Origin of the sequence: Dermabacter hominis NBRC 106157 (assembly GCF_001570785.1) — a bacterium.
Lineage (GTDB): Bacteria > Actinomycetota > Actinomycetes > Actinomycetales > Dermabacteraceae > Dermabacter > Dermabacter hominis.
In genome coordinates this window covers 50029-67385 of record NZ_BCSI01000001.1, presented here as the reverse complement: position 1 = coordinate 67385, position 17357 = coordinate 50029, and the positions used below count along the sequence as shown (strand labels likewise).

14 protein-coding genes are annotated in these 17357 nt (G+C 62.6%); 9 read left to right on the top strand and 5 right to left on the bottom strand.

Annotation, left to right across the window (positions count from 1 at the left end):
• Window positions 1-64: 64 nt before the first annotated feature.
• Window positions 65-631 carry a hypothetical protein gene (locus DEHOM01_RS00280; protein ID WP_156468264.1) on the bottom strand — a complete coding sequence of 189 codons (567 nt, stop codon included), beginning with the start codon at window positions 629-631 and terminating at the stop codon, window positions 65-67.
• A gap of 258 nt (window positions 632-889) precedes the next feature.
• Complete coding sequence (locus DEHOM01_RS00275; RefSeq protein ID WP_061210999.1) at window positions 890-2056, bottom strand: ThiF family adenylyltransferase; 1167 nt, start codon at window positions 2054-2056, stop codon at window positions 890-892.
• Window positions 2057-2429: 373 nt separating this feature from the next.
• Between DEHOM01_RS00275 and DEHOM01_RS00270 the strand changes: the two genes are divergently transcribed.
• From DEHOM01_RS00270 to DEHOM01_RS00250, 5 genes are all read left to right on the top strand, one after another.
• Entirely contained in the window at window positions 2430-3425 is a 996-nt protein-coding gene (locus DEHOM01_RS00270; protein WP_061210998.1) for an ABC transporter permease, read from the top strand.
• Between the two features lie 4 nt (window positions 3426-3429).
• Window positions 3430-4428 carry an ABC transporter permease gene (locus DEHOM01_RS00265; protein ID WP_061210997.1) on the top strand — a complete coding sequence of 333 codons (999 nt, stop codon included), beginning with the start codon at window positions 3430-3432 and terminating at the stop codon, window positions 4426-4428.
• Window positions 4421-6496 carry a dipeptide ABC transporter ATP-binding protein gene (locus tag DEHOM01_RS00260; protein WP_082738605.1) on the top strand — a complete coding sequence of 692 codons (2076 nt, stop codon included), beginning with the start codon at window positions 4421-4423 and terminating at the stop codon, window positions 6494-6496. Before DEHOM01_RS00265 ends, DEHOM01_RS00260 begins: the two co-directional genes overlap by 8 nt.
• Before the next feature lie 73 nt (window positions 6497-6569).
• Window positions 6570-8303, top strand: a complete 1734-nt coding sequence (locus tag DEHOM01_RS00255; protein ID WP_061210996.1) for an ABC transporter family substrate-binding protein — start codon at window positions 6570-6572, stop codon at window positions 8301-8303.
• Window positions 8304-8495: 192 nt separating this feature from the next.
• Window positions 8496-10202, top strand: coding sequence for an ABC transporter family substrate-binding protein (locus tag DEHOM01_RS00250; protein WP_061210995.1), 1707 nt, complete (start codon window positions 8496-8498; stop codon window positions 10200-10202).
• A gap of 97 nt (window positions 10203-10299) precedes the next feature.
• Here DEHOM01_RS00250 and DEHOM01_RS00245 read toward each other — a convergent pair whose 3' ends face one another.
• Genes DEHOM01_RS00245 through DEHOM01_RS00235 form a run of 3 tightly spaced genes read right to left on the bottom strand, consistent with a single transcriptional unit; the run spans window position 10300 to window position 12599 of the window.
• Window positions 10300-10947 carry a hypothetical protein gene (locus tag DEHOM01_RS00245; protein ID WP_061210994.1) on the bottom strand — a complete coding sequence of 216 codons (648 nt, stop codon included), beginning with the start codon at window positions 10945-10947 and terminating at the stop codon, window positions 10300-10302.
• Window positions 10944-11237, bottom strand: a complete 294-nt coding sequence (locus DEHOM01_RS00240; protein ID WP_061210993.1) for a DUF6457 domain-containing protein — start codon at window positions 11235-11237, stop codon at window positions 10944-10946. The genes DEHOM01_RS00245 and DEHOM01_RS00240 overlap by 4 nt, the downstream gene beginning before the upstream one ends.
• A 39-nt stretch (window positions 11238-11276) precedes the next feature.
• Window positions 11277-12599 (bottom strand): molybdopterin molybdotransferase MoeA, encoded by a 1323-nt coding sequence (locus tag DEHOM01_RS00235; protein ID WP_156468263.1) that lies wholly within the window; start codon window positions 12597-12599, stop codon window positions 11277-11279.
• 146 nt (window positions 12600-12745) lie between these two features.
• Here DEHOM01_RS00235 and DEHOM01_RS00230 point away from each other — a divergent pair, with 146 nt between their 5' ends.
• The 4 genes from DEHOM01_RS00230 (at window position 12746) to DEHOM01_RS00215 (ending at window position 17351) form a co-directional block, all read left to right on the top strand.
• A complete protein-coding gene (locus DEHOM01_RS00230) occupies window positions 12746-14056 on the top strand; it encodes an ABC transporter substrate-binding protein (protein ID WP_061210991.1) in 1311 nt (436 codons plus the stop codon).
• Between the two features lie 79 nt (window positions 14057-14135).
• The gene (locus tag DEHOM01_RS00225) at window positions 14136-15122 is read left to right on the top strand and encodes a carbohydrate ABC transporter permease (protein WP_061210990.1); all 987 of its coding nucleotides are present in this window, start codon (window positions 14136-14138) and stop codon (window positions 15120-15122) included.
• Window positions 15119-16036: a carbohydrate ABC transporter permease gene (locus DEHOM01_RS00220; protein WP_061210989.1), complete on the top strand. Its 918-nt coding sequence runs from the start codon at window positions 15119-15121 to the stop codon at window positions 16034-16036. Before DEHOM01_RS00225 ends, DEHOM01_RS00220 begins: the two co-directional genes overlap by 4 nt.
• A gap of 22 nt (window positions 16037-16058) precedes the next feature.
• Window positions 16059-17351 (top strand): THUMP-like domain-containing protein, encoded by a 1293-nt coding sequence (locus tag DEHOM01_RS00215; RefSeq protein WP_061210988.1) that lies wholly within the window; start codon window positions 16059-16061, stop codon window positions 17349-17351.
• The last annotated feature ends 6 nt before the right edge of the window (window positions 17352-17357 follow it).

Sequence of the window (17357 nt, the reverse complement as noted above, 5' to 3'; positions counted from 1 at the left end):
ATCGGATCCCGCCCTGATAAGTTCGAGTGCCTTTCGCGCGCGGCAAATTCCTGGAAGGCCGGGGTTAGGCGGCGACTGCTGCCTCCAATTCCGCGAGGGTTGCGTAGGCGCCGGTTCGCCCGATCTCGAGGTTCGGGCGAGGCACGCGTACAAGCGCGTCGCCTGCGGCCACGAGGTAATCGAGCGGAACGATCGACGCGAGATCGAGCCAGGTGCGCACGCGAGACAGGATTTGCAGCGTGTGGTTTCCGCGCCGGAGAGTGCGCACTTCGTGCGGTTCAACCCGTGAAAAATGCAGGTCAATCATGGGATGCGGCCGCGCGTCCTTCAGCGACGTCGTGAAGCTCATGGGCGCCGCGGGGTCCCACGTCGAGAGCTGGGGCGGAAGCGGCATCTCATGTACCCGCGCCGCATTCACCCCCGAAAGCACAAGGTGCGAGTACTTCGCGCAAAGCGCCCGGGCAAGTTCAGGCTCGGTGAAGTCCCGGCTCCTATCGGCATATAAGCCAGGGCCGAGGGTCGCGATGTCGCTTCGTCGAAGCCGGTCTCGACTGATCCCGTGATCAGCGAGGTCACGCGAGACAAACACCGGAGGAAGCTTCTTTGGCAGCGGCGAGGGAGGTCGATTCATACGGCAAGTCTTGCCGCCGCCGGCCTTGCGAAAAAGCGCCCCCTGCCAAATTGTGGATAACTTCCGTGGTTCAGGTCGCCGCGGCCCAAGGCCCCGAAACTACACCCAACGTTTGTGGCGGTATCGCGGCGAATACCCCCACAAACGTTGGGGTTAGTTTTCTAGGCCGAACAAAAGGGGGTGGGCAGAACCGGAGCAGCGAACGGATGGGGAGCACGAGCCACGCCAGCACCCCTCACCCCCACAGCCGCAACACCACTAATCATCCAGGGTTGCGGCAAGGTAGCCGCCCGCCATGTCCGCCACCTCGATCCCAAGCGCCGCAAGCTCGGCCTGCGCCGCCGCCGAACGCGCCCCTCCCGCGCAGTACACAATCGCACCGCGCAGCTCATCTACGCTTCGAAAGGGCCCGACGGCCGCCCGCTTCCCTCGCGCAAATTCCATGAGTTCGGCCCGCGGGATATTGACGGCATGGGGCAGCATGCCCGCCGCAGCTTCCGATTCTTCGCGGATGTCGATGAGGAGCCGACCGGAGGCAGCCGCGCGCCGCGCCTGAGCTGGCGAGAGGACTTCTCCGTGCACCGGCGCCGCCCCAGGCGACTCGACCGCGGGAAAACCGCACGTCGCAACGAGATCTTCGAGTTCGGTGACGGGTGCGCGGCCCGGCCGACGGGCAACGTCGATGCGCGTCCAATCGCCGGTGAGTGCGCTATAGAGCTGAATGCGTCCGTAGAGCGGGGTCCCGATCCCGGTGAGGACCTTGAGGGCCTCCATCGCCATTGTTGAACCGATGACGCCCACGAGCGGACCCAGCACCCCCGCTTCACTGCAGCTTGGCACCTCGCCAGGCTTCGGGGGGCGCGGGTGGACGTCCCGATAGGTGACGCCACGGCCTGAATCGCCATAGAACGCAGCCACTTGCCCGTCGAACGCGAGGATTGATCCCCAGATCAGGGGCAGGTTGAGGATTTCGCAGGCGTCGGACACGAGGTAGCGAGTAGGGAAATTGTCGGTGCCGTCAAGAACAAGATCGTGGCCTTCGAGAACCTGAAGCACGTTGAGAGGCGTCAGCGCTTCGGGCACTTCCCGCACCTCAACGGCGGGGTTGAGTGCGCGGACGGCCGCTGCTGCAGAAGAAGTCTTCAGCGTTCCGACGGCGGACTCCGGATGTATAACCTGCCGCTGCAGGTTGGAAATATCCACTCGATCAGGATCCGCGACGGTAATGCGACCAACGCCAGCGGCAGCTAGATATTGCAGGATGGGCGCTCCAAGACCCCCCGCTCCAACGACCGCAACCTGGGCCTGCCTCAGCTTTTGCTGCGTCTCTGGCGTGAAACCCGGAAGATTGAGGTGCCGGGAGTAGCGCCTATAATCGGCACCACTAAGCTCTCGAGGCGAATCACCGGCTGCATAATTATCCATGTTTTTTAGTCTCACAGTTTGACCTGAACGAGGGAGGCGTAGAAAAATCCTTCACAATGGGTCGGTGAACCACCTCACATGAGGTACAGTTCAACCGTTCCGTGAATAGTTCATGACCTTTCCGTGACGCCGCTGTTCACAATACGGTCAGCGTCTCCACGGTCGTTGAACTGCTCTATTCTGGAGCATCCCCGCGCCCACCCCGGACGCACCCGATCCCGTCGCCCCCCGGGCGCCGACTGCAAATAAGGAAAGCACGCGTGACCCTTATGTCCACCCCCCTCAGCGCCTGCCGCGTCGCAGCCCCCTCGCGCCGCGCACAGAGTGCATGGGAAGTCAGCGAGCGTTTCACCGCTCTGATCGGAGCACTCTCGTGACAAAGTATCTCCTTCGCCGTTTCGTGAACTACGCGTTCCTCACCGTTGTGGCAACCGTGTTCGCCTACATCGCTGCCGGAAGCTTCTTCTATCCGCGCCGACGTTGGCTCAACCAGAACCCCCCGATTCCTGAGGCCTCAATCGACGCTGCGCTCAACGAGCTGAACATGAATGACAAGGTGCCGATCCTTCAGCGCACCTGGACGTGGCTCTCGAACATCGTTGTAAAGCCGTGGAGCCAGAAGCTCGGCAAGGACATCTCGGGACAGTGGGTCATCGATCAGATGGCCATGCGCGCCGGCGTTTCGCTGCGCCTCCTGATCGCCGGCGCAATCCTCGGGGCCATTATTGGCGTCATCCTCGGCGTGTGGGGCGCTGTTCGCCAGTACAAGCTTTCAGACCAGGTTGTCTCGTATGCCTCGTACGTGTTGATCTCGACCCCGACCTTCGTGGGCGGCCTCCTGCTCATGGTTGTGGCCACGAAGCTTAACCAATCACTCGGCACGCAGCTCATCCGCTTCAGCGGCTCGTATACCCCCACGTATCACGCGCAGGGTGGAATGACCGCTTTCCTCGACAGCGTCAACCACCTGATCCTTCCCACCATCGTCCTCGCTGCCTTCGGTGCAGCCGGGTACTCGCGCTACCAGCGCTCGATCATGCTTGACGTCCTCGGAAGCGACTTCATTCGCACGGCCCGCTCGAAGGGAGCAACCCGTAATCACGCTCTTGTCAAGCACGGTGTGCGCGTAGCGCTCATCCCCATGTCGACGTACTTCGCCTACTCCTTCGGCACGCTCGTCGCGGGCGCCGCGTTCCTCGAGATGATCTTCTCGTGGGCTGGCATGGGCCAGTACGGCATCAACGCGGTTCAGCAATCCGACGTCAACGCCCTCGCGGGCAACGTGTGCTTCACGTCGATCGTGATTCTGTTCTCCTCGATGCTTTCCGAAGTTCTTTACGCGGCGCTTGATCCGCGAGTGAGGGTGTGACGCCATGAGCTCCAGCAACCCGATTCCCCCCGTCAACGAAGCTGCCGAGCTTCCCGAAGCCGTTCCCGCTACTGAGGAACTCGCGGACAGCACGGCGACTGATCCCAAGGGCAAGCGTCGCCGCAAGGCCGAAAAAGCGCAAAAGAAGCCTCTGTCGCGCTGGGCGCTCGTGTGGCGTCGCCTCAAGCGCAAGCCAAACTTCTGGATTGGCGCGATCGTCCTTGGCGCGATCGTCCTGTTCGCACTCTTCGGCAATATCCCGAACGTGTATCAGCTCGGCGAGACAGACGCCTACAGCTACAACTCCCCGCCTAGCGGGCAGCACTGGTTCGGTACAGACTCGATTGGCGTGGATCTCTACGCCTCGATGGTTGAAGCGCTTCGCAAGTCGCTCTTGATCGGTCTCCTTGCGGCGCCCGCCGCGACGCTCATTGCGGCGTTCGTGGGCTCGCTCGCCGGTTACATCGGCGGCAAGCTTGAGACCGTCGTCAACTGGATCATTAACCTCCTGCTCGTGCTCCCCGTGTTCTACGTGCTCATGATCATTTCGCCGCTCCTGTCGAACGTGAGCTGGATCGTCATCGTCGTCGCCATCGCGGGCTTCGGCTGGATGGTGATGGCGCAGATCGTGAAGAACCAGACCAAGTCCCTCAAAGATCGCGAATACGTGAAGGCTGCGCGCTACATGGGCGTTGGCACGACCACGATCCTCGCGCGCCACATCATCCCGAACGTCGCCTCCCTGCTCATCATCGACGCGGCGCTCGGCGTGAGCGGCGCAATCCTGTCCGAAACGTCGCTGAGCTTCTTCGGCCTCGGCATTCAGCCCCCGGACGTCTCACTAGGAACGCTCATTGCGAACGGCCAGAACGCGGTTCTTACCCGCTGGTGGCTATTCGTGATTCCCGCAGCCTTCCTCGTCGCCCTGCTCACCTCGGTGAACCTGCTCGGTGACGCACTCCGCGACGCAATCGATCCCACGAGCGAGGTCAACCGTGCCTGAACCACTTCTTAACGTCCAAGACCTCACGGTCACCTTCCCGAACGCCAATGGCGATGTTCGCGCCGTACGCGGCGTGAACTACCACGTCAACGAGGGCGAGTTCCTCGGTATCGTCGGTGAATCGGGCTCGGGTAAGTCTGTCAGCTCGATGGCCGTCATGGGCCTTCTTCCCTCTTCCGCGAAGATCACGGGCGAAATCACCTACCGCGGAGAGTCGCTCCTGCGCAAGAGTGACCGCCAGCTTTCCGACCTCCGCGGTCGCGAGATCTCGATGATCTTCCAGGATCCCCTGAGTGCCCTCACGCCGGTCTATACGATCGGCCAGCAGATCGAAGAGGCCCTCACGCTGCACAACTCGAATATGAGTTCGCAGGCGCTGCGCGCACGCTCGATCGAGCTTCTGAAGATCGTCGGCATCCCAGCCGCCGAGCGCCGTGTGAAGGCGTTCCCGCATGAGTTCTCGGGCGGCATGCGGCAGCGCGCCATGATCGCCATCGCGATGGCGAACGACCCGAAGCTCATCATCGCTGACGAGCCGACGACCGCTCTCGACGTGACGATTCAGGCGCAGATCCTCGAGGTCCTTCAAAAGGCCAAGGAGGTGACGGGGGCCGCCGTCGTGCTCATTACCCACGACCTCGGCGTCGTCGCCGGTAACGTGGATCGCGTTGCCGTGATGTACGCGGGCAAGCTCGTGGAAAAAGGCGGCGTTGACGAAATTTTCGCCGAGCCGCACATGCCGTACACCATGGGCCTTCTTCGCTCCGTCCCGAACATGCTGACGGCTGGCAAGGACCGCCTGGTTCCGCTCGAAGGTCGCCCACCGAGCCTTGCCAACCTCAAGCCCGGATGCCCGTTCGCTGACCGTTGCCCGGCCGCGATCGATCTGTGCCGCACCGAAGAACCCGAACTCATGACCCACGTCGGCGACGGCGATCGACAGGTCGCGTGTCACCGTGCGAAGGAAATTGCGGCGGGGACGCTGAAGCCGTCGGACATCTTCCCCCGACCCCCGCACGTGGAGCGCGCGGTCAAGAGCCACGAGAACGACAAGCCCATCGTCAAGGCGACCGAGATCCAGCGCCATTTCCCGCTCTACAAGGGCGCTGTGTTCCGCCGCCAGGTTGGCGTCGTCAAGGCTGTGGACAACGTGTCCTTCGAGATCAAGCCGGGCCAGACGCTCGGCCTCGTGGGTGAGTCCGGTTCAGGTAAGTCGACGACGAGCCTCGAAATTCTCGAACTCGTCGCGCCGCAGCACGGAACCCTCGAGGTGAGCGGCGTTGACGTCTCGACCCTCAAGAACAAGAAGGAACGCCTCGCCCTGCGCAAGGACGTCCAGATCGTCTTCCAGGATCCGATGGCTGCGGTCGACCCGCGCATGCCCGTGGGCGACATCATTGCCGAGCCCCTTACCGTGCACAAGGTGCCGAAGGACGAACGCTACAAGCGCGTCTACGAGCTCCTTGAGCGCGTTGGGCTCGACCCGGAGATGGCAGACCGCTATCCCCACGAGTTTTCGGGCGGTCAGCGCCAGCGCATCGGCATTGCGCGTGCGCTCATCACCGAACCCAAGCTTCTCGTGCTCGATGAACCCGTCTCTGCCCTGGACGTATCCGTCCAGGCTGGCGTGATCAACCTGCTCGAGGATCTCCGTGACGAACTCGGTTTGAGCTATCTATTTGTGGCTCACGACCTCGCCATTGTGCGCGAGATCGCCGATCACATCGCGGTCATGTATCTGGGTCGCATCGTTGAATACGGCCCCGTCCAGGATGTCTTTGAGAACCCGAAGCATCCCTACACGCGTGCTCTCATGTCCGCGGTTCCCGTCCCGGATCCGAAGCTTGAGCGCGCCCGTACGCGAGTTCTTCTTGAAGGGGATCAACCAAGCCCCACTGAAGAGATCATCGGCTGCAATTTTGCTTCGCGCTGCCCCCTGATCGGGATGCTGAGCGAAGAGCAGCAGAACCTGTGCCGAACTGCGGACCCCGAGGGCACGCAGGTCGGAGCCTCCCGCGTGGAATGCCATCATGCCGAGGAGACCTGGCGTCTAGTGGACGACCAGTAAAAACCTTTGCCGCGGGCCACAACCCCCTTTTCCCTTAAACGGGCCGCGGCTTCCCACAGGAAGTGAGATAACCATGAAGATCACGAGTACTCGCCGACTTTTCCTCCAAGGCACGGCTATCACCGGTGTGGCCGCGGCCGTCGCAGGCTGCTCGCAGAAGAGCGCCGAGGAGCAGAAGGAAGCCAACAAGAAAAAGAATGACGCCGCTGCGAAGGAAGCAGAGAAGCTTCCCTCGACCGCGTGGGAGCGACTCGATTATGAGCAGGTTGCCGACGGTGGCACGCTCATGATCGCGATTGCTCAGATTCCCGCGAACTGGAACCCCAGCCACATCGACGGCAACGAAGTGTCGACGAGGGAAGTCTCGAACTGGAAGGGCTTTGGCGCCAATATCAAGGCGAACGAGAAGGGCGAGATGAGCCCGAATCCCGACTACGTCGAGTCGGCTGAAATCACGAGCGAGGATCCCCAGATCGTCACCGTGAAGTTCAACAAGAAGGCCGTGTGGGACAACGACGGCTCTCCCGTGACGGTGAACGATCTCATCGCCGAGTGGAAGGCCTGCAACGGCGAAAACGAGGAATTTTCAGCCGTCACCACGCAGGGCTGGGATTCGATCAAGGAGATCCGCGCGAAGGACGACTTCACGGCAGAGATCGAGTACAAGACTGCGTTCCCCGACTGGTTGAGCTTCACCTATCCCTCGGGTCCGAAGGCGCTATTCGAGACGCCGCAAGCCTTCAACACCGGCTACGTAAATGACCCGGTTCCGGGCTGCGGCCCGTTCACGATCACGAACATCGACCGCAACGGCGGCGTCGTCACGTTGGAACGCAATGACAAGTGGTGGGGCCGCGCCCCGAAGCTTGAGAAGGTGATTTTCAAGGTCACGACTCAGCAGAACATGCCGCAGTCGTTCGCGAACGGTGAGATCGACATCATTGACATCGGCGACGGCGACACGCTTGGCCAGGCGAAGGGCCGTCAGGGCGCACAGATCCAGCGCTCGAACGGTCTCACCTGGACCCACCTCACGATGAACGTCAACGGCGGTGGCGGAGTGCTCCAAGACGTCGAGGTGCGCAAGGCGATCTTCGCCGCCGTGGACCGCAACGCCGTGGGCCGTTCGGTCGTTGAGCCGCTTGAGGCGCCCGTCGTTCTCAACGACAACTACGTCTACATGCCTGGCCAGGAGGGCTACGAGGATTCGTTCGACGGCGATCTTTCGGGCGATGCTGAGATCGACAAGGCCAAGAAGATTCTCGAGGATGCCGGCTACGAACTCAAGGGCGACGTGTACGAGAAGGACGGCAAGCCGCTCAAGTTCTCGATCATCATTCCCGCAGAGACGAAGTCGAACGAGGATCGCGCACGTCAGGTGATGACGAACCTCAACCAGGCCGGTTTCAAGGTCGATCTCAAGACGGTTCCGAGCGACAAGTACTTCACTGACTACGTTCTCAAGCAGGGCTTCGACTTCGTGACGTTCAGCTGGGTAGGCACCCTCCTCGCGGAGCTGTCGGGCTCGAACATGTACCTGCCGGATTCGAACCAGAACTACACCGGCTTCAAGGATGAGAAGCTCAACGAGATCAACAAGCGCCTCCAGACCGAGCTGGATAAGGACAAGCGCCGCGAAATCGCGAACGAGTACTCGAAGCAGGTCGCTTCGAGCTACACGGTTCTCCCGTTCTATGCGACGCCGAACATCACCGGCCTGAAGGAAGGCCTCGTGAATATTGGCTCTCAGCAGTTTGAGACCGTGGACTACACGGCGGTGGGCTACAAGAAGGGCATGGAGGGCTAAGCCTTCATTGCGCTAGCGCGCCACCACGAGCTGACCCCGCTTTTGTGCCTACGCGCAAAAGCGGGGTCATTTTTGTTCATTTCCAGTGTTCGTTGCCCCACAACTAGCCCTCTCAGCAGGCCTTATGTCCGAGATACCGATGAAACGTGGATAACATTAACGTGGAATTATCCCCTCTCGAGAAAGGCCATCATGGCTTTCACTAGCACCCGTCGTCTCTTCCTCCAGGGCGCCGCGCTCACCGGCGCTGCCGCAGCCCTCACGGCGTGCTCGCAAAAGAGCGCGGAGGAGCAGGCACAGCAGGCAAACGCCGCTAACGACAAGGCTGTCGAGGAGCAGATGAAGCTGCCGTCGACCGCGTGGGAGCGCGTTGACTACGATCAGGTCGCCGACGGCGGCACCTTCACGATCGCCATTGCCCAGGTTCCCGCAAACTGGAACCAAAGCCACATCGACGGCAACGAGGTTTCTCTCTCCGCGATCATGGAGACCGTCTGCCCGGAGACCCCGCTCAAGGCTTCGGAAAATGGCGAAGCCAAGCCTGATCCCGACTACATCAAGTCGGCTGAGCTGACGAGCGAGGATCCGCAGATCGTCACCGTGAAGTTCAATGAGAAGGCCGTGTGGAGCGACGGTACGCCCGTGACGGTCGATGACCTGATTTCTCAGCAGAAGGCCCAGAACGGGGAAAACGACAAGTACCAGACCGCTTCGACGACCGGCTGGAGCTCGATCAAAGAGATCCGCAAGATCAACGACTTCGAGGCGGAGATCGAGTACGCGGAGACGTTCCCGTTCTGGAACATCTACCTCTACCCGAGCCTGCCGAAGGCAATCACGGCAACGCCCGAGGCGTTTAACGGCCTTTCGACCGAACCGACTCTCACGCGCGGTCCGTTCGCGATCGACAACATCGACGCGACCGGCGGCGTGATCACCGTCAAGCGCAATGACAAGTGGTGGGGCCGCGCCCCGAAGCTCGAGTCGATCATCTTCAAGGTGACGACCCAGCAGAACCAGGCGCAGGCGTTCGTGAACGGCGAGCTCGACTACATCGATATTTCCGATGGCGATACCTACGGTCAGGCGAAGGGCCGTAAGGATGCCGTGATTCAGAAGTCGAACGGCCTTTCGTGGTCGCACCTCACGCTCAACGTGGGTGGCGCTGAAGGCGCATTCGGTGACGCGAAGGTTCGTGAGGCGATTTTCCGCGGCATCGACCGCAACGCCGTGGCTCGTGCGGTCATGGAGCCGCTTGAGTCGCCCGTGATCCTCGTGAACAACTACATTTACATGCCTGGCCAGGAGGGTTACGAAGATTCCTTCGGCGATCTGAAGTTTGATCCGGAGGCGTCCGCGAAGCTCCTCGAGGAAGCCGGCTACAAGAAGAACGGCGATGTGTACGAGAAGGACGGCAAGCCGCTCGCGTTCTCGCTCATCATTCCGGCGGAGACGAAGTCGAGCGAGGATCGTGCACGCCAGATCATGACGAACCTCAACGCCGTAGGCTTCAAGGTTGACCTTAAGACCGTTCCGGCCGACAAGTACTTTGATGATTACGTGGTCCCGGGCAGCTTCGCTGCGGTCTCGTTCGGGTGGCGCGGCACGCTCTTTGCGGAGCAGTCGGGCACGAACCAGTTCCTCAAGGATTCGGGGCAGAACTTCACGGGCTTCGCGCCGGAGAGCCTCGAGGGGCTCAACAAGGAGCTTCACTCGGAGCTTGACCCGAGCAAGCGCGTAGAGATCGCCAACAAGTTCTCGAAGGAGCAGTTTGGCGCCTTTACGGTGCTTCCGTTCTACGCGACCCCGACGATCATCGGCCTCACCGAGGGCTTCGTGAACGTTGGCGCTGCGCAGTTCGAGACGACGGACTGGACGGCCGTGGGCAAGAAGGCCTGATCGGTTTTCCGGCTACGGGCCGGGTTTCGCTCTCCACGGGTTTTCGAGGAGGGTGAGGCCCGGCCCGTTTCGTATGCGCGCAGTCGAGGGACCGACGCTAGAGGGCCCAGGTCAGCACCCCGAGGATGAGGAACGCAACCGGGATCGCGAGGGGGATGATCCTCACGTGGGACTGGACAGTCGCGGTTGCCGAAGTGGCGTCGGAATCCTTGTGGTGTGCGATCTGCCATGCCTCCCACGCACTCACGAGAACACGCGAGGGTGAGCGTTCCTGATCGTTGCGCAGGCGTTCGGCGGGGCCGATATGCTGGCGGCCCCCGCGCCGGTCGCGGCCGGAGATTCGCACGTGGGCGTCGGCAGGTTTATCGCGCCCAATTCCCGGAGCGTTCCAGGCGGTAATGGTACGGGTCGTGCCGCTCTCTGTACGGGCACGGATCGAGACCATGGCGCCAAGGCCGATGTGGTCGATTGCGCCGTAGGGGGCGCTGTACTCGTGAAAAACGTTGCGGATGACCACGCCACGTTGGTAGACGAGGGTCGCGGGTGAGAACAGGACGAGCCACACGAGAGAGGCGGCGAGCGCGAGCCACGGGCCGAACTGGAGGACGGTGTCCCAGCGGTTTTTGAGGATGGCATCGGCGAGGAGGAACGCGATGATCGCCCACGTGAGAGCGGGAATCCACAGTGCGCTCGCGGGGCGCAAGGAGATGGGTTTTTCGCCTTCGGTATCGAAGTTGGGCGTCACTGGTCGCCTTCGACGGGATCGCCGATGTAGGTGCGTACGAAGCGTTTCACCTGTTCGTGAGCGTCGGCCCACGTTTTCGCGCGGCCGCTGCCCACGAGGTAGCCGACCGCCATCGCGGCGAAGGGCCCCGCGGGGCGCACGACGGTGTGGGCGGCAACGCCCGTAAGCGAGAGGATGAGGTCGCGGTCGTCCTCGGTGAAGGTCGGGGTGAAGCCGGCATCCTCTGCGGAGGCGTCGATAAAACGCTGAAGGGCTTCGATCATTGCCGGGTCGTCAGCCTTGGGGCTCATGAGTGTGTCTCCTTCACTTGGGGTCGTGCCCATTATCGCCTATCGAGCACCGAGGCTTCCGCCGAGCGAGAGGACGCGCGCGCGGTCGCGTTCGAGAATGAGAAGGGCGTTCGCTTCAGCGAACGGGCGAAGGCGCGGCCCCTCGCACTGGGTTGCGATCAGGCGCCCGTGCTCGACGGAAAGGTGGGCGGGTTTCACGGTTGCGCCGGCCTTGAGGGGACGATCGTTGCGGCGCACGTTCTCGAGCGGGAGGGTGATGGGCCGCGAGGGCGCGCCAAGCAGTGGCGCGACGAAGACGTGGAACGCCGTGAAGGCGCCGACGGGGGTTCCGGGAAGGTGCACCATGGGGATCGTGGCGCCGCCTTCGGCATGGTCGATGGGCAGTCGCCCCACGCCTTGCGGTCCCCCGGGGCGCATCGCGAGGTGTTCGAAGATGGAACAGTTGAGGCCTGGCGTGGCGCCGAAGCCCTCGCCGAACGCCGCTTTCACGACGTCGCGCGCGCCAGAGCCAACACCACCCGTCGTCACGATGAGGTCGTGCCGCGGTGCGATGGAACGCGCGAGTCCTATGAGCTCTGCGGGATCATCACCGACGTGATGGATGCTTGCGTCAGCGCCGAAGCGCGCGCATGCCGCCTCGAGCATCGGCCCGTTTGATTCGAGCACGGCGCCGCATCGCGCTCCCGCATCCGGGTGCAGATCGGTCACGAGCTCGTCGCCCGTCATGACGATCGCGACTCGGCGCGGCCGCGTCAGTCGCGCATACGTCACCCCCACCGAGAGCGCGATCCCGATCAGCTCAGGGGTCACGATGTCGCCGGAGCGCGCGAGCATATCGCCCTCGGGAATCTCCTCGCCGACCTCGCGCACGTGGCGACCCGGCGCGAGCGCCTTGGCGCGTTCGGCCTCTTCAATCGCGAGGGCGATGCGCGCGGGGGCGTGATCCGCCGTGGGGTCGGCATCCGTGAACTCGACCGGGATCACGACATCGAGGTCATCGGGCAGCAGGCCTCCCGTCATGATGCGCGCGGCAGTTCCCGGGCGGCGTTTTCCGACGGCTGCCCTGCCAGCAGAGATATCACACGTGACCTCGAGTTGAGCGGGGCAAACGTCGGACGCTCCCTCTCCCAGCCCGAGTTCACGCGTACTCACGGCGAACCCATCCATCGCGCTCATGCGAAACTGCGGGGCGGGGATGCGGGCGGTTAGGGGTTCGGCGAGCCTCCTGCCAAGCGCCCCCGCGAGCGGGGCGTCTTCGGTGTGGTCGGGGGCGAGTGCGGCGAGTGCGATCACTCGCGCGCGCCATTCGTCGAGGCTCACGTGCATATCGACATCTTTCGTGGCAGCGGAATCATTGCTCACCAACGTACACGCTCGCGAACGCGCCGGTGGTGGTGGACCGATGCGTGACGCAAGCCTCACGTGCCCTACAATGAGACCGACCCCGGAGTGACGTTGCCCGGGCCCGAACGCAACGCTGCTTTCGGATATGAGTGGAAGGATCCCCAATGTTTAACCCCACCCGTCGTTCAGTCCTCGCGGCCACCGCAGCCGGCGCTGCTGTTGCTGGCCTCGCTGCGTGTTCCAATGACAATTCGAAAGCCGGCGGCGCGGGCGGCGCCAAGGGCAACTTTGACGAGCGCGGTCCGATCACCTTCGCGACCGGTAAAGACACCTCCGGCAAGCTCAAGGAATTCCTCGAGAAGTGGAACAAGGACCACGCCGATGAAAAGGTGACGCTCGTCGAGCTTCCCGAATCGGCTGATGAGCAGCGCTCGCAGTTCATCAATAACGCGCAGGCGAAGTCAGATGCCTACACCGTGCTCGGCCTCGACGTCGTGTGGACGGCCGAGTTCGCTGCCCAGCAGTGGGTGGTCGAGCTTCCCGAAGATAAGTTCAAGCTCGATAAGCTCATTCCCTCGACCGTGGACACGGCTAAGTATTTCGACAAGCTCTACGCCGTGCCCTACACGACGAACGCCGAGCTTCTCTTCTACCGCAAGGACCTCCTCCAGGCGGCTGGCTCGAACGAGCCGCCCAAGAGTTTCGAGGAGATGTACCAGATGATCGAAGTAATTCGCGGAACCGAAGAAGGCAAAGACACCCTCGGTTTCGGCTCGCAGTACTCGAAGTACGAAGGCATCACGGTGCAGCTCACGGGCCTCGCGAAGTCCGCGGGCAAAGACCTGTTCGACAAGGAAGGCAAGCCCCAGGCAAACTCCGATGAGGTAAAGGCTGGCCTCAAGGCGGTCAAGGACGGCTTCGACAAGAAGTTCATCCCCGAAGAGGCCCTCACCTACAAGGAAGAGGAAAGCCGACAGGCCTTCCAGGACGGTCGCCTCGCCTTCCTCCAGAACTGGCCGTACGTGTGGGATCTCGCGAATGCTGAAGATGGCTCGTCGAAGGTTAACGGCAAGTTCGACGTTTGCCCGATCCCGGGGATCGGCAGCGCAGAGGGCTCACCGGCACTCGGTGGTTTGAACTACGCGATTTCGGCGTTCGGCAAGAATATGGGCACCGCAGTCGACTTCATCGCGTTCATGGTCGAGGAAGCTCAGCAAAAGGAGTGGACTCTCGCGACCGCGCAGGCTCCCGCCAACGCCGCGGTGTACGAGGATGCCGACGTTCTCAAGAAGTACCCGTTCTTCACGACGCTTAAGGAAGCGATTGACAAGGGCACGTCGCGTCCGCAAGCCGTCAAGTACGGCGATGTAACGCAGGCGATCCAAGAGGCCACCTACAGCGCCCTCTCGGGCGAAAAGGAAGTCGACGCTTCGCTCGACGAACTCCAGAAGACCCTCGAGGAACTTCAGGCCTAAACGCTATGAATCGGGCCCGCGGCGCTCATCACAGTGCCGCGGGCCCGATCCGCTTTCAACCCTTTGAAGGGAACGCTGCATGTCTCGCTCCGACATCTCGAAAGGCGAAGGTCGCCTCGCCTATCTACTCCTCTTGCCCACGCTTATCCTTTTGGCGATCGTCGTGGGCTTCCCTCTCGTGCTCTCCGTGTGGCAGTCCTTCTTCGTCGCCAACGGTGGGATCGACCCCGAGACAGGCTTCATCCAGCAGGGCGATACCTTCGTGGGCTTCAAGAACTACATGGACGCCTTCACGTCAGTTGGCGCGGGCGCCGGGTTCTGGAATGCCTTTTGGAACACCACGCTCTTCACGATTATTGGCGTCAGTATCGAGACCGTTCTCGGCGTTGCCATGGCGCTCATCATGGCCCGTGCGATGCGTGCCACGGGCCTCATCCGCGCGTCGATTCTCGTCCCGTGGGCCATTCCGACGGTTGTCTCGGCCCTCATGTGGCAGCTCATTTTTGACGCGAACGGCATCGCGAACAAGCTGATCCAGCACCAGGTGCTGTGGACCACCGAGGGGTGGCAAGCGAAGGCCGCGGTGCTCATCGCCGATATTTGGAAGACAGCCCCGTACATTGGCCTGTTGACCCTCGCGGGGCTCCAGACGATCGACGAGCAGATTTACGAGGCGGCGAAGGTCGATGGCGCGAATCGCTGGCAAACCTTCTGGCGCATTACGCTTCCCATGATCCGCCCCGTGCTCGTCGTGGCCGTTTTGTTCCGCATGCTCGACGCGATGCGCATGTTCGATCTGCCGTATGTGCTCCTCGGCCGGCTTAAGTCTGGCCAGACCCTCTCGATGCTTGCGCAAGATGCCGCAACCAAGACCAACTACGGCATGGCGTCGTCGTATTCGATTGTGCTGTTCTGCTACATCTGCCTCGTAGCCTTCGTCTTCATCAAGCTGCTTGGGGCCGATGTGCTTGGCGATAGCGCCAAGAAAAAGCCGAAGAAGAACACGAAGCGGCCGAGCCTGCTTGCCAGTAAAAACACCACCGTGACCGAGGGGAGCATGCCGTGAGCACTGCCGCCACCCACACAGCATCCGAAAACGAGTCGCCGCGCACGCCCGTAACGCCCAAGAAGCACAAGGGCAACACTGGTGCGAAGATCATCGTCGGTCTCGGCGTCGCGTTCATCCTCGTGTACTGCCTCGCGCCGTTCTACTGGATGCTCGTGAGCTCCCTGCGACCGCCGAGCATGGGCCGCTCGACCGATCTGATCCCGAATCCGATCTCGATCGAGAACTACAAGGCCGTATTCGATCCCTCCAACAACTTCGCACGGGCACTTCTCAACTCGCTTGTTGTCGCGGGCGGTACCACCCTCCTCGTGCTGTTGCTCGGGACCGCGGGCGCGTACGCGCTTGCGCGCCTCAACTTCTGGGGGAAGGTCCTCGTGATGTTCGCGATCGTCGCGACGTCGATGTTCCCCGTGATCACGCTCGTTGTTCCCCTCTTGAAGCTGTTCAGCGGCGGTTACGATTGGGCGCCGATCAACTGGATCAACACCTACCAGGCAATGATCCTGCCAACGATCAGTTTCGCGCTCCCCCTTGCCGTGTGGAACCTCAATGCATTCTTCCGGCAGCTTCCCGTGGAGCTCGAACAGGCGGCGATGGTCGATGGCACCACCCGCATCGGCGCGTTCGTGAGGGTTATCCTCCCGCTCGCGACACCGGGCATCTTCACGACGGCGATCATCACCTTCATCGCCGCGTGGAACGAGTTCCTCATCGCTCTCACGATGGTCAACGACCCCGCGATGCAGACCGCGAACGTCGCAATCTCGAAGTTCACGGGGATTTCGCAGTTCGACACTCCCTACGGCACGAAGATGGCGGCGGGCGTGATCGTGACGGTTCCTCTCATCATCATGGTGCTCGTGTTCCAGCGCCGCATCGTTGGTGGTTTGAGCGCGGGCTCGCTCAAGTAGCCCGTCGCGTAGCCTTGAGGGCATGAGTTCTTCCGGTCTTTCGCAGCTCCTCACGCCCGAGGGCATGGCCCTCCTCGACTCGCTTCCCGAGTATTCCGAGGAGGGCTCTCTTGCGCTCTCGCAGCGATTGCGCGGCGAAGGCCACTCCCCCGAACTCATCGCGGCGGCCCTCACCCAGTCACGTCTGCGCAGCAAGGCGCGCGACAAGTTTGGCGATTTCGCCTCGAGCATGCTGTTCACTGTGCACGGGCTCGAGCAGGCCACGCGGCTCGAGGTGGCGGCTCATCACGCCGCGCGGTTTCGCGACGCCCAGGTTCGGCGCGTTGCCGATCTTGGCTGCGGACTCGGAGGCGACACGATCGCAAAGGCGGCCCTCGGCCTCGAGGTTCTGGGCGTGGACTGCGATGAGGAAACGGCGGCACTCGCAACGGTGAACGTGCGTCCCTTCCCGAATGCGCGCATCACGCTTGGTCGGGCCGAGGACGTCGATTTTTCACACCTCGGCGGCGCGTGGTTCGACCCCGCACGCCGCGAGAGCCGCCGCGGCCGCACGGCGCGCATTCACGACCCCGAGGAGGCCACGCCGCCGCTCTCCTTCGTTCGCGCGGTCGCCGATGAGGTTGGCGCGGTGGGTGCAAAGCTTGCCCCCGCGATCGATCACGAGCACCTCGTGCCGGGCACGGAGACGCAGTGGGTCAGTTGGCGCGGCCAAGTTCTCGAGGCGTGCATGTATTTCGGCCCGCTCGCGAGGCGCGTCGGCGAGGGTGGGCTCGCGGTGCCGAGCGAGGCAACCGTCGGACCCGTCGGCGCCCTCGCCGAGGGCGCCGTAATCGCGCGCTCAGCCCTCGTGCTCGGTTCCGACGCTCGCTCGGCCCAACTCGTGCCCGATTCGAACGATGACGCCGAGCTGCGCAACCCTCCCGTGGGCTCGATTGGCGCGTACCTATGGGAGCCCGATGGCGCGGTGATTCGCGCGGGCCTTCTGGGGACGCTCGCGCGAAAGCTTGGCGCACACACGATTGACGACTCGATTGCCTACCTGAGCAGCGATGATGCCTCGCAAGCGGCTCTCGATTCGCCTCTCGCGCGGGCGTTTCGCGTGCGCGAGGTCATGCCGTTCACGACCAAGAAAATCGCGGCGAGGCTGCGCGAACTCGAGGTGGGCACGCTCGAGGTGAAAAAGCGCGGCATGGATATCGATCCGGCTAAGTTCAGGAGCGAACTCAAGCTTGATCGTCGCGCACCGCGCGCGGCGACGCTCATCGCCACGCGGGCCGGTGGCAGCCGCGTCGCGATCATCGCCGAGGCCTGCTAGTGCGCA